Here is a 12663-nt window from a genome sequence, read left to right as displayed (position 1 = left end):
ACGCTACGCACCGGCGATCGTGCAAACAATCGTCATTCGTTGCGGATCTGACGAGGAAACGTTGCATCAGGTGCGCTCTGGCGCAACGAATCGAGGGCGTGACGAGCGGCACGCGGGCCGGTAGGTTGCCTCCATGCTGGTCGAACGCGTGAAGCCGTTCGTGCACTGGGCCGTCGGGCACGAGATCCCGCGCCTGGTGCTGCAGCGTGCGTCGAAGCGCGGCAACCTCCAGGGTCGCCTCATCACCGACATGGCGGGCACGACCGAGGCCGAGGCCATCGAGCTCGTCGAGCAGATCCGCGCCGCCGGGCCGACGGTGCGCTCGCCGCTCGGCGCCATCACGGTGTCGCACGCGGCGGTCAAGGAGGTGCTCGCCGGGGCCGACTTCAAGGCCGGGGTGCCCGCACGGATCGAGGGCATGCTCGGCCGGATCAGTGACTGGTCCGCGAGCGAGCACCTGAGCCCCGTCAAGCCGCCGTCGATGCTCGTCACCGAGCCGCCGGACCACACGCGCTATCGCAAGCTCGTCACCCGCGTGTTCTCGGCCCGCGCCGTCGAGGACCTGCGATCGCGGACGGAGCAGATCGCCGCCGACCTGCTCGACGGTCTCGACCCGACCGAGCCGGTCGACCTCGTCGCGGCGTACTGCGGGCCCCTGCCGGTGACGGTCATCAGCGAGATCCTCGGGGTGCCGCTGCAGGACCGCGACCTCGTGCTGGGCTTCGGCACCAGGGCCGGTGCCAGCCTGGACATCGGCCTGTCGTGGCGTGCGTATCGGGAGGTCGAGCAGGCGCTCGCGGAGTTCGACGCGTGGCTCACCGACCACGTGCGCGAGACCCGGGCCGCGCCCCGCGATGACCTGCTCAGCCAACTCGTCGGCGCCCAGGACGAGGGAGTGGGCCTGACCGAGACCGAGCTCAAGGCCACCGCGGGTCTCGTGCTGGCCGCCGGCTTCGAGACGACCGTGAACCTGCTCGGGAGCGGCATCGCACTGCTGCGCGACCACCCCGACCAGCTCAAGCTGCTGCAGGCCGATCCCGACCTGTGGCCCAACGCGGTCGAGGAGATCCTGCGGTTCAGCCCGCCGGTCCTGCTCACCGGCCGCGTGTGCACGACCGACACGTCCGTCGACGGCAAGCCGCTCGGCGCAGGCCAGATCGTCACGACCGTGCTCGCGGGCGCCAACCGGGATCCCGAGGTCTTTCCCGACCCGCACCGCTTCGACGTCACGCGCGAGAACGCCCGCGATCACGTCGCCTTCTCGTCGGGGCGCCACTACTGCCTCGGCGCCTCGCTGGCCCGCATGGAGGGGGAGGTCGGACTGCGCGCCTTCTTCGAGCGGTTCCCCGACGTGCGACTGCTCCCCGGAGCGCGCCCCCGTCCCACCAGGATCCTGCGCGGCTTCGCCACGCTCCCAGCCCGACTCGCGCACCCTAACTGACACCGAGTCAGAACGATTCGCGCGATTTTTCCCTGGAACGTCAGCAGTCGCCCGACTTTGGAAACACTCTTTCAATAAAAGCTAGGCGCGCTTGTGTACCGGCCATGTACTTTTGTTCCAACGGCACGCGTGGCACACCACACGACGTTGCCGGGAGGGAGTGCTCGGTCCCCCAGCCGAGCCGTCTGTCAAGTGAGTTGGTGCCCCCGCGCATCCCCCCGAATGCGGGGGCGCCAACCTCACCTAGGGTCGTCCCATGCTGGACGCCGTGCTCTGGGGTTCCATCGCCGCCTCGTCGCTCGTACTCGGTGCGCTGCTCGCCTGCGCGCGCCAGTGGCCTGACTCCGTCATCGGCATCGTGCTGGCCTTCGGCGCCGGCGCGCTCATCGCGAGCATCTCCTTCGAGCTGGCCGAGGAGGGGTTCGACGTCGGCGGTGCCGTTCCCCTCGTGGTCGGACTCGCGGTGGGCGCGGTGTCGTTCTTCGCCGCCAACCGCGTGCTCGAGCGCGCAGGAGCCAGGTCGGCCGGTGGTGGTGCGGGCGTCTCGCTCGCCCTGGGTGCCTTCCTCGACGGCATCCCGGAGCAGGCCGTCCTGGGCATCGGACTGGCGACCGGTGGCGGCGTCAGTGCCGCCCTGCTCGTCGCCATCTTCGTGTCCAACCTGCCCGAGGCGATCGGCTCGTCCTCGGACATGCTCGCCGCGGGGGAGTCCCGTCGGCGCGTGATCGGACTGTGGGCCGTCGTCGCGACCTTGTGCGCCCTGGCCACCGTGGCCGGCGCCGCGGCCGCCGACGTGGGCGACTCGACCCGTGCCGCGATCGACGGATTCGCCGCGGGAGCGCTGCTCGTCATGCTGATCGACTCGATGGTGCCCGAGGCGCGCGAGAAGGCGAAGGACTACGCCGGCCTCGCGACCGTCGTCGGCTTCGCGGTGGCGGCGGGGCTCTCCCTGCTCGCGTGACTCAGGACGCGCGTCCGGCCAGGACCCGGGCGCGGGCATCCTCGACGGCCGTGCGGATCGACGCCATGTCGTAGCCGCCGTAGTGGCGCCGACCGTTCACGAAGAACGTCGGCGTGCCGGCGACGTCGCCCGCGTCTGCCGAGTCGAGGTCGCGCTGCACGCGTGCGGCGAAGGTCCCGGAGTCGAGGTCGGCGGTGAAGCGCTCCACGTCGAGTCCGAGGTCGCCGGCGTGCGCCACGAGATCATCGCGCGACAGGTCGTCCTGGTCGTCGAGCAACACGTCGTGCATCGCCCAGAACGCGCCCTGTGCGTCGGCGGCCTCGGACGCCTCGGCGGCCAGTTGGGCGCGGGGGTGGACCTCGTGCAGGGGCAGGTGCCGCCAGACGTAGCGGACGTGGTCGTCGAGGGCCAGCTCCTCGCGCGCGACCTGCTCGGCCCGTCCGCAGTGCGGGCACTCGAAGTCGCCGTACTCGACGATCGTGACGTCGGCGTCAGCCGCCCCGCGGACGTGGTCGACGCCCTCCTCGACGGGAGTGCACAGGTCGGACAGGACGAGTCCGTCACCCTGCATCGCCCGGGCTCGTGCGCTCGGGTCGAGCCGGCCGATACCGCGGAACGCCAGGCTCGTCAGGGCGAGCGAGCCGGTCAGGGCCAGCAGGATCCCGGACTTGGCGTCGTTGAGCGCGACGCCCGTGAGCGCGCGGTCGGCGATGAGCAGGGACAGCGTGAACGGCGCCGCCGCCACGATGCCGACCGCGAACATGCCCAGACCACCCACCGGGGCCGGCCCGGAGCCGCCCGACATGCGGCGCAGGACCACCGTCGCGACGCCGTAGCCGAGCGGCTTGCCGACGAGGAAGGCGGCGACGATGCCCCACGTGATGACCGACCCGAGGGCGTGCGTGAGGCCGCCGTCGACGAGCCGGACCCCGGCGTTGGCGAGCCCGAAGAGGGGGACGATCACGAGGCTCGTCCAGGGCAGGTAGAAGCGGCGGAGCCGGTCGTTCGGCGACTGCGTCGCGGTGACGGCGTCGGTGGCGGTCCGGGCCAGGTCCACGGTCGGCTCCTCGCGGAACACCCGGAACGTCGTGGTGGCGCGTTCGAGCGCCTCGCGCCGCGGCGGGTGCGCGGCGGCCAGGAGGCCGATCGCCAGTCCGGCCAGGACGGGGTCGATCCCGGACCCGAACAGGCACGCCCACACCGCGAAGCCCATCACCGCGTAGAGCAGCGGCTGGTCGATCCCGGCGCGCAGGGTCAGCGCGAACAGGAGGAAGACCGCGGCGGCGAGCAGGATCCGCGACACGTCGATGCCGTCCGAGTACACGACCGCCGCGACGAGGACCGAGACGAGGTCGTCGACGACCAGCACCGTCAGCAGGAACACCCGCAGGCGACCGGCCCCCTCGCCGGCGAGCAGGCCCACGAAGCCCAGGGCGAAGGCCGTGTCGGTCGAGATCGCGACGCCCCAGCCGTGCGCGGCCTCGGGAGAGCCTGCGGTCACGAGCAGGTAGATCGCCGCGGGGACCGCCATCGCGAGCAGACCCGTCACGACGGGGGTCACGAGCCGGCGGCGGTCGCGCAGGTCGCCGAGGTCGAACTCGCGCCGTGCCTCCAGGCCGATCACGACGAAGAACAGCGTCATGAGGCCGCTGTTGACCCACTCACGCAGAGCATGGGCGGAGCTGTGCCCGCCGAACGCGAACGTCAGGTCGGTGGTCCAGAACTCCTCGTACGAGTCGCCCAGGTTCGCCCACACGGTCGCGACGAGGACCGTCGCCACGAGGATGAGCGCGCTGAACGACTCGTTCCGGGTGAGCGCCGACATCGCATCGCCGCCGATCCGGACGGATCGGTCGTCGCGGGCACGCAGCCGGTCCACAAGTCCCATGCTGGTGCGAACGGTGCGCGGGCCGGTTCTGTTCCTCCGTCTGGGGCATGATGACGAAATGGGACGCGGAACGGTCAGGCGGAAGGTGACCCGCATCGAGGCGGGATCGGGCTCGCGGGTGCGCGAGGACCGGCTCGTCCTGGAGGAGCCGCTGGAGATCAGGCTCGACGGACGTCCGCTCGCCGTCACGATGCGCACGCCGGGCCACGACGTCGAACTGGCCCTCGGCTTCCTGGTGTCCGAGGGGGTCGTCTCGCGCCGCGACCAGGTCGTCTCGGCGCGCTACTGCGCCGGCGCCACGGACGAGGGCGTGAACACGTACAACGTGCTCGACGTGCAGGTGACGGCCGACGTGCCCGTCGCGGACCTCGCGCTCGACCGGCACGGCTTCACGTCGTCGGCGTGCGGCACGTGCGGCAAGACGAGCATCGAGGCCGTGCGCACGAAGTCGTCCTTCGACGTCTCGGCCGACGCCCTGCGCGTCTCGACCGACGTCCTCGCGACCCTGCCCGACCTGCTGCGCGAGTCGCAGGCGGTGTTCGACCGCACCGGCGGGCTGCACGCCGCAGGCCTCTTCGACGGGCGCACGGGCGAGCGCCTCGTCGTCCGCGAGGACGTCGGTCGGCACAACGCGGTCGACAAGGTCGTGGGCTGGGCCCTGGAGAACGACAAGCTTCCGCTGCCGGGCACCGTCCTGATGGTCTCCGGGCGGGCCGGGTTCGAGTTGGCGCAGAAGGCGTCGATGGCGGGCATCCCGGTCCTCGCCGCGGTGTCGGCGCCGTCGTCGCTGGCCGTCGACCTCGCCGACGAGGCGGGACTGACGCTCGTCGGGTTCCTGCGCGGCAGCTCGATGGTCGTGTACTCGCGACCCGATCGCGTGGAGGAGTCGTGAGGAGGCCGCTCGTCGACGACCCCAACGACGACGACATCGAGGTCACCGGGACCAAGCACTGGGCCGCGGGCCTGCCGGGCGTCCTCCACGCGATGCGGCCCGCGCTGAGCGGCATGGGGCTCGCCCGGACCGCGAAGCTGCTCACGAAGCTCAACCAGCAGGACGGCTTCGACTGCATGAGCTGCGCGTGGCCGGATCCGGGGCATCGTCATCGCGCCGAGTTCTGCGAGAACGGCGCGAAGGCGGTCACGTGGGAGGCCACGCCGCTCACGGTCCCTCGCGAGTTCTGGGCCGAGCACTCGGTGGACGAGCTCGCGGGCCGCAGCGAGTACTGGCTCGGCCAGCAGGGGCGCCTCGTCGAACCGGTCTTCAAGGCTCCGGGTGAGGACCACTACCGGCCGGTGTCGTGGGACGAGGCGTTCGCCTTGGCGGCGCAGGCACTCAACGGACTCGACTCACCGGACCAGGCGTCGTTCTACACGTCGGGTCGCGCGTCCAACGAGGCCGCGTTCGCGTACCAGCTGTTCGTCCGCGCCTTCGGCACGAACAACCTGCCGGACTGTTCGAACATGTGCCACGAGTCGACCGGCAGTGCCCTCATCGAGACGATCGGCATCGGCAAGTCCTCCGTCACGTACGACGACTTCGCCAAGGCCGACCTGATCATCGTGCTGGGCCAGAACCCGGGCACGAACCATCCGCGGATGCTGTCGGCGCTCGAGGACGCCAAGCGAGCGGGAGCGTCGATCGTCGCGGTCAACCCGCTGCCCGAGGCCGGCCTGATTCGCTTCAAGAACCCGCAGACGGTGCGCGGCGTGCTCGGCAAGGGCACGACGATCGCCGACCAGTTCTGCCAGATCCGGCTCGGCGGTGACGGACCGCTGCTGCAGGCCGTGTCCAAGCGCGTGCTGGCGGCCGAGGACGCGGCGCCCGGGACGGTGCTCGACGGGGACTTCGTCGAGCGGTACACGAGCGGGTTCGACGACCTGCGCGCCAACCTCGCCGGCCTGCGCGAGGAGGACGTCCTCGCCGCGACGGGGCTCACGAGTGCCGAGATCGACGAGTTCACCGCCCGCTACCTCGCCGCCGACCGCGTGATCGTGACGTGGGCGATGGGGCTGACCCAGCACAAGCAGGCGGTGGACACGATCAAGGAGATCGTGAACCTGATGCTGCTGCGCGGGCACATCGGCCGGCCCGGCGCGGGACTCTCGCCGATCCGCGGGCACAGCAACGTCCAGGGCGACCGCACGATGGGCATCTGGGAGCGGATGCCCGACTGGTTCATCGACAGCCTCGCCGCGGAGTTCGACTTCGAGCCCCCGCGCGAGCACGGCCTCGACGCCGTGGACTCGGTCCGGGCGATGCAGCGCGGGGACGTCCGGTTCTGGATGGCGCTCGGCGGCAACTTCGTGTCGGCGATCTCGGACACCGCCGCGGCCGAGGCGGCACTGCGCGGCACCGCGATGACGGTGCAGATCTCGACGAAGCTCAACCGGTCGCACGGGGTGACGGGGGAGGCGGCGCTGATCCTGCCGACCCTCGGGCGCACCGAGATCGACCGGCAGGCGTCGGGCGACCAGTTCGTCACGGTGGAGGACTCGGTGTGCGCGGTGCACGCCTCGCGTGGGCGCGTCGAACCGGTGGCCGACACGCTGCTGTCCGAGGTCGCGATCGTGAGCCGGCTCGCTGCCGCCACGCTCGGCGGTCGGCACGGGATCGACTGGCGCGGGTTCGAGGCCGACTACGGCACGATCCGCCGACACATCAGCCGCGTCGTCCCGGGCTGCGACGACTACGAGCGCAAGGTCACGTCGCCCGGCGGCTTCGTCCTGCCGCACGGCCCACGCGACTCGCGCACGTTCGACACCGCGACCGGCAGGGCGATGTTCACCGCCAACCGCTTCGAGCCGCTCACCGTCCCCGAGGGACGCCTGCTGCTGCAGACGGTGCGCTCGCACGACCAGTTCAACACCACGATCTACAGCCGCAACGACCGGTATCGCGGGGTCAAGAGCGGTCGCGACGTCGTCTTCGTCCATCCCGACGACCTCGCCGGCCGTGGTCTGGCCGACGGCGACGCGATCGACGTGTTCAGCGAGTGGCCCGGCCAGCCCGATCGGGAGCTGCGGGGGTTTCGCGCCGTCGCCTTCCCGACGGCCCGGGGCTGTGTCGCGGCCTACTTCCCCGAGGCGAACGTGCTGGTTCCGCTGGACTCCACGGCGCGCGGCTCGAACACGCCGGTCTCCAAGGCGGTCGTGGTCCGCATCGAGCGCGCGGCCGGTCAGGCGTCCCGCGACTGAGGGAACTGCGCGAAGTGCAGCAGCACTCCGCTGGGGTCCCAGACGTGGGTGACGATGGCCCAGCCCTCGTCCGTCGGCTCGGCGACCCTGGCTCCGCCGTGGTCGCGTGCGGCGAGGACGCCCGAGACCCGCTCGAACCAGGCCTGTGCCGAGCGCACCTCCACCGTGAGCATGCAGTTCTCGGCCCACTGACTCACGTAGCGGTCCTGGAGCATCAGCTGGCTGCCTCCGAGCGACATCAGCGCGAGGCCGTCGTCGCTCCACAGTTCGTTCCAGCCCAGCTCGCGGTAGAACTCCCGCGAGGTCTCGAAGTCCCGCGCGGGCACGAACGGTCGGACGTCGGTCACCGTCAGGTCGGACATGTGCCCACTATGCGGCGTGTGGTCGGTTCGGGTCGACGAGGTCGAGTTCGATGATGATCGGTGGACAGGGCAGGTAGCGCTCGATGTGCCGGTAGGGCGTGTCGAGGTGGCGGTCGTCGAGGTGGCCGTGGCTCTTCATGTTGTGGTGTTTTCGGCACAGGCATCTGAGGTTGCTGCCGGTGGTGTGGCCGCCGGAGTCGTAGGCGAGTTCGTGGTCGAGGTCGGTGTCGTGGACGGGGGCGCGGCAGCCGGCGACGCGGCAGGTGCCGTCGCGCCATCGGAGGGCTTGCCTGAGTGATTCGGGTGGTCGGTAGGCCAGGATCGTGGTGTCGAGGACCTGTCCGACTGGGTCGAGCACCAACCGCCGGAGCACGGTGTGTTCGGACTGGGCGAGTTCGCGGACCCAGTCGGCGGTGACGGCTTCGTCGCCGTCGCGGGTGATCCCGGGCCCGTCGGTGAGCCCGATCAGGTCGGTGGCGGGAATGCTGATGGCGATCTCGGCGCGGATGTCGGTCTCGGTGGCGGTGCAGCTGGTGAGCCAGTGGCCGACCAGGTCGGCCTGCTTCTGGTCCCGGGTGCGCCGGTCCCGCTCACCGGTCTCGGGATCGTGCTTGGGCAGTGCCTTCGCCGCACGGCGGAGTCGGTCGCCGACGGCGATCGCGACCCCGGTGGGCAGCAGCGCGTTCAACCAGCTGGTGCCGTCGTCGTTGTGGGTCACCGACACCCGTCGCTGGTCGACGGCCTGCGCGGTCTCGATGTCGACCTCGTCGGGCTCGATCCGGGCCCGGAACCGGCGCAACCAGGCCCGCAACTCGGCGACCGTGTGCGTCGCCGCGTACTCCGGAGCACTGTGCTCCAGCAGGGTCCACGAATCACGGCGGGCGAGCCGGTCGGCGGTCTGCGCGATCGCCGCGACCCGGTCCGCGTCCAGGTCACCGTCCCGGAACGCATCCCACACACCCGGCACCCGTGCGCGGATCGCCTCGGCCTCGTGGATCATCGCCCAGATCCGGTTCTCGCTGACGTGCAACGCCTGCGCCAGGTCGAGGGTCACCTCACGGCGCGCCAACTCCTTGGACAGCACGATCTCGTCGGTCCGGTCGATCTTGGCCACCTGAGCGGCGTGACGGTTCGCGACGAACGCCCACTCGGCGAACTCCGCCTGCGCCCGCGCCCGACGCACGATCTCGCACGTCTGCGCCACGACCCCCGAACCCATGTCACCCAACCTAGTGAGCCCCACCGACAGAATTCCTCACTCCCTCCAGCCTCGGCCCGGCGTCATGTTCGGCCGACTTCTCCGTCTCATCCGTGCCACATCGAATACGACCTCGCGAGGGATGGCTCCCGCGCGAATGACCCACCCATCGAGGAATCACCCATGTCAGATCCCAGCGCCAGCACCAGCACCAACCCCGTCCCGAACCCGGCGGAGCCCCGGCGATCGCGCTCGATCGGGAAGCTGGTGGGAGCGGCGGCAGGCGTGGTGATCCTCATGGTCGGCAGCTTCTTCGCCGGCACGCTCTACGAGAACCACCGCATCACGAGCGCGTTCGAGGACGCCTTTTCCGGGATCGGTTCGGAGCCCGAGGATTCCTCCGACGAGGAACCGGCTGAGGACGAGGACGCCGATGAGAGTTCGTCGTCCAGTGCCACCACGGCTTTCGGTGACACGTACACCTACGAAGACGGGCTCGCCGTGACCGTTTCGAAGCCGGCGGAGTTCAAGCCTTCGGAGTGGGCTTCCGTCGAGGACAGCCCCCACTACGTCAGCTTCGAGATCACGATCAAGAACGGCACCGAGAAGCCGTTCGACCCGTCGATGTCGACCAGCTCGGTCAGCGCTGCGGGGACGGAGGCCGAGGAGGTCTTCGACTCGGAGTCGGGCCTCGAGGGCTCGCCGTCGACGAGTGTCCTGCCGGGCAAGTCGGTGACCTACACGGTCGGCTTCGGTGTCGAGGGGATGACCGATCTGGTCCACGAGTTCTCGCCCAGCTTCGAGCACGCCTCCGTGATCTTCACCAACTGAGTCCGCTCCGGTCGGGTCAGCGGCGCGCGCGCCAGGCGGCGTCGTGGTCGAGGACGGTCTCGGCGAGGGGGCGGTAGGTGATGCCCAGCTCGTCGACGGAGCGGCGGTTGTCGACCGTGAAGCGGATGCCGAGGTGCTTGGCGATGTAGTCCTGCGTCAGGCCGAAGCGTGGGCCGAGGATGCGCACCGCCGCGTCGGGCACGGGCAGGACGGGCACGCGCAGGCGCAGCGGCTGGTCGCGGCGCACGATCCGGGCCATGTCGAGGAACGAGGCCATCTCCGGCCGGGCCAGGATGTAGCGGCCGTGCGCGTGCGGTCGCTGGGCGGCGCGCACGTGCGCGGTGGCGACCTCGCGCACGTCGACGACCGTGAACGCGAAGTTCGGGGCGCCGTACCAGAACTCGCCGCGCAGCAGCTCGTCCAGCAGGAACAGGCTGCCCGACGACGACGGCCCGGCGATCGCGGGACCGAGCACGAGACCGGGGTTGATCGTCACGAGCGACCAATGGTCCTGGCGCGCGTGGAGGTCCCACGCCAACTGCTCCGCGACCGTCTTGGCGTAGTGGTACGGGTTGTTCTCGAGCGTGCTGGTCGTGTTGACGAACTCCTCGCGCAGCACGCCGCCCATCTGGTCGGGGACGTCGACGTAGTCGCCGAAGATCGCGCCGACGGTCGACGTCATGACGAGCCGGCGCACGGACGGCGTCGCCTCGATCGCGTCGATCACGTGCCGCGTCCCGAGCCGTGCGGGCTCGAGCACGTCACGCTCGCCGTCCGTGATCTGTTCGGGCATGAGGAAGGGACTCGCGACGTGGAAGACGGTCTCGCAACCTTCCGTCGCCTCGTCGAAGGCCCCGGGCGTCAACAGATCCGCCTCGAACAGCGTCAACGTGCCGGGACGGCCTGCCGTGAGTGCGCGCAGCGGCGCGGTCTTCGCCTCGTTCGCCAGGGAGCGGACGGTGGCGCGCACGTCGTAGCCCTCGTCGAGCAGGCGCGCCACGACGTGGCTCGCGACGAAGCCGGAGCCGCCCGTGACGAGGACGCGGGTCACAGCGGATCAGCCGTCTCGACGTGCCGGCCGGCGTGCCGGGGGAGCAGCAGGGCCACCGCGAAGCCGGGGATCGCCCACAGTGCCATCACGACGAGCGCGGCGACGGGGTTGCCGATCGCCAGCTGGACCGTGAGGACGACGGCGACGCCGCCCAGGTTGCCGGCCATGAGCAGCAGGCCCGTGACGGTGCCGGCGCGAATCGGTCCGACGTGCACCTCGGACCAGTCGAGGACGACCGGCAGGGTGCCCATCAGGGTGAACCCCACGAGCCCGAGCCCGGCGTAGACGAGCCACTGCGGCTGGGTCACGGTCAGGAGGACCATGACGATCGCGAGGATCGCCGTGGCCGCGAGGGCCACCGTGCGCCGGGCGTCGCGCGACGCGGCGAACGTGGGCAGGACGGCCGCGCCGCCGATGCCGGCGAGCGTCATGACGGCGATCACCGGGCCGGCCAGGTTCGGGTGCCCGAAGTCGACGAGGATCGAGTCCAGCCACGTCGCGATGCCGTTGTACGAGCCGAAGCCGACGAACAGCAGTGCCGCCATCTTCCACGTCAGGGTGTCCGACCTCAGCCAGCCCAACGACACCCGGCCGACCGCGTCGGTCGGGTGTGACGGCAGGCGCAGCGACACGAGCACCGCGGCCGCGGCGACCACGGCGAACGCCGCGTGCGCGGTCAGCAGCAGCCCGAACCCGCCCTGGTCCACGAGCCACGACGACGTCAGCACCGCGACGAGGATGCCCGCGAACTGCGAGCCCGACGCGACCGAGATCGCCGTCGTCTGCTCGTGGGCGGGGAAGTAGCGTGCGGCGATCTTCGTCGTCGCGTTGAGCACGAGCGGCTGGCCGATCGACATGATCGCCTGCCCGACGAGGATCCAGCCGTACGAGTCCGGACCGAGTGCCCGCACGATCGCGCCGCCCGCCGTCAGGATCGCGCCGGCCGCCAGGGCCCGCTCGTAGCTGCGGTCCATCCACCGGCCCGTCGGGATCGCCAGCAGCACGAACACGGCCGCGTTGATCACCGCGAGGTCGCCGACGGCCCCCTCCGAGACGCCCAGGTGCTCGGCGGTCTGGGGTGTGACCGACGCAAAGGTCAGCCACAGCAGCTGGGTCGTCATCGCGAGCAGGGCGAAGGCGCCCAGGGCGAACCAGCGGGTGCGGTGGACCGCGGTCGTGTGGTCCGTGGCGGGAGTGGTCATGGCGGAACGCTACTCGCGCGGGACCTCTCGCGTGGGTAGGACGTATCGGCTCGTCGCCCCGCCGCTCGTCGCAGTCATGGACACCCAGGTCGCGACGAGCCACCACGAGCCCGCGCAGGTCGCCGTGCACGCCGTCCGGGTGGGGTCGGGCCAGCGCCCCCGAGCCCTCCCGCGTACCGGATCGGACGGACCGGAGTTCGTCGCCGGACCGCGCGCAGTCGACTTTGATGCTCCCGTCGCGCGGATCCTCGTCGACGTCGAGCTGCCGAGTCTCGACGCACTCGTCGTGCGTGCGCCGTTCCCGTTGCCCGAGGTGCCCGCGGACGACCCGGAGCCGCGGCTCGCGCTCGAGCTCGCCGGTCGGGGCTGGTGCATGGTCGACCGGCTCTCGCCGACGCGAGCCCGGGTCATCGTGCGACCGCCGGATGCGGTGTGGGGCTCCCGCGAGGTCACGATCGGCGTCGGTGACGGCGTCATCGTGCTGCGCTGATAGCGTCGTGTGAGGTTCACCTAACTTCGTGGGCCCTCCCACCT

Annotated in this window: 11 protein-coding genes; 6 read left to right on the top strand and 5 right to left on the bottom strand. The window is 70.9% G+C overall.

All coding sequences use genetic code 11. The features are described from left to right. The first annotated feature begins 133 nt into the window (after window positions 1–133). Window positions 134–1441, top strand: a complete 1308-nt coding sequence (locus ACT26F_RS08630; protein ID WP_471670109.1) for a cytochrome P450 — start codon at window positions 134–136, stop codon at window positions 1439–1441. A 256-nt stretch (window positions 1442–1697) separates the two neighbouring features. Next, a complete protein-coding gene (locus ACT26F_RS08625) occupies window positions 1698–2402 on the top strand; it encodes a ZIP family metal transporter (RefSeq protein ID WP_471670108.1) in 705 nt (234 codons plus the stop codon). Window position 2403: 1 nt separating this feature from the next. Here the strand turns inward: ACT26F_RS08625 and ACT26F_RS08620 are convergent, their stop codons facing one another. Beyond that, window positions 2404–4290, bottom strand: coding sequence for a Na+/H+ antiporter NhaA (locus ACT26F_RS08620; protein ID WP_471670107.1), 1887 nt, complete (start codon window positions 4288–4290; stop codon window positions 2404–2406). On the opposite strand from ACT26F_RS08620, the gene fdhD reads away from it, so the two are divergent. Continuing rightward, the gene (fdhD, locus tag ACT26F_RS08615; RefSeq protein WP_471670106.1) at window positions 4289–5182 is read left to right on the top strand and encodes a formate dehydrogenase accessory sulfurtransferase FdhD; all 894 of its coding nucleotides are present in this window, start codon (window positions 4289–4291) and stop codon (window positions 5180–5182) included. The genes ACT26F_RS08620 and fdhD overlap by 2 nt on opposite strands. Then, window positions 5179–7485 (top strand): FdhF/YdeP family oxidoreductase, encoded by a 2307-nt coding sequence (locus ACT26F_RS08610; protein WP_471670105.1) that lies wholly within the window; start codon window positions 5179–5181, stop codon window positions 7483–7485. The genes fdhD and ACT26F_RS08610 overlap by 4 nt, the downstream gene beginning before the upstream one ends. Here the strand turns inward: ACT26F_RS08610 and ACT26F_RS08605 are convergent. Both ACT26F_RS08605 and ACT26F_RS08600 read right to left on the bottom strand, forming a co-directional pair. Beyond that, window positions 7467–7847: a VOC family protein gene (locus ACT26F_RS08605; RefSeq protein WP_471670104.1), complete on the bottom strand. Its 381-nt coding sequence runs from the start codon at window positions 7845–7847 to the stop codon at window positions 7467–7469. The two genes, ACT26F_RS08610 and ACT26F_RS08605, sit on opposite strands and share 19 nt — an antisense overlap. Window positions 7848–7854: 7 nt before the next feature. Further along, on the bottom strand, window positions 7855–9066 hold the full coding sequence (locus ACT26F_RS08600) for an HNH endonuclease signature motif containing protein (protein WP_471670103.1): 1212 nt from the start codon (window positions 9064–9066) through the stop codon (window positions 7855–7857). Between the two features lie 162 nt (window positions 9067–9228). Between ACT26F_RS08600 and ACT26F_RS08595 the strand changes: the two genes are divergently transcribed. Beyond that, window positions 9229–9876: a hypothetical protein gene (locus tag ACT26F_RS08595; RefSeq protein ID WP_471670102.1), complete on the top strand. Its 648-nt coding sequence runs from the start codon at window positions 9229–9231 to the stop codon at window positions 9874–9876. Between the two features lie 16 nt (window positions 9877–9892). On the opposite strand, the gene ACT26F_RS08590 is transcribed toward ACT26F_RS08595, so the two are convergent. Beyond that, entirely contained in the window at window positions 9893–10927 is a 1035-nt protein-coding gene (locus ACT26F_RS08590; protein ID WP_471670101.1) for an NAD-dependent epimerase/dehydratase family protein, read from the bottom strand. After that, window positions 10924–12129, bottom strand: a complete 1206-nt coding sequence (locus ACT26F_RS08585) for an MFS transporter (protein ID WP_471670100.1) — start codon at window positions 12127–12129, stop codon at window positions 10924–10926. Before ACT26F_RS08585 ends, ACT26F_RS08590 begins: the two co-directional genes overlap by 4 nt. A 31-nt stretch (window positions 12130–12160) precedes the next feature. On the opposite strand from ACT26F_RS08585, the gene ACT26F_RS08580 reads away from it, so the two are divergent. Next, a complete protein-coding gene (locus ACT26F_RS08580; RefSeq protein WP_471670099.1) occupies window positions 12161–12619 on the top strand; it encodes a hypothetical protein in 459 nt (152 codons plus the stop codon). Window positions 12620–12663 lie beyond the last annotated feature (44 nt).

Source organism: Aeromicrobium sp. SP1, assembly GCF_055663785.1.
The sequence above is the reverse complement of the archived record's forward strand: the minus strand, read 5'-3'. Positions and strand labels throughout refer to the sequence as shown.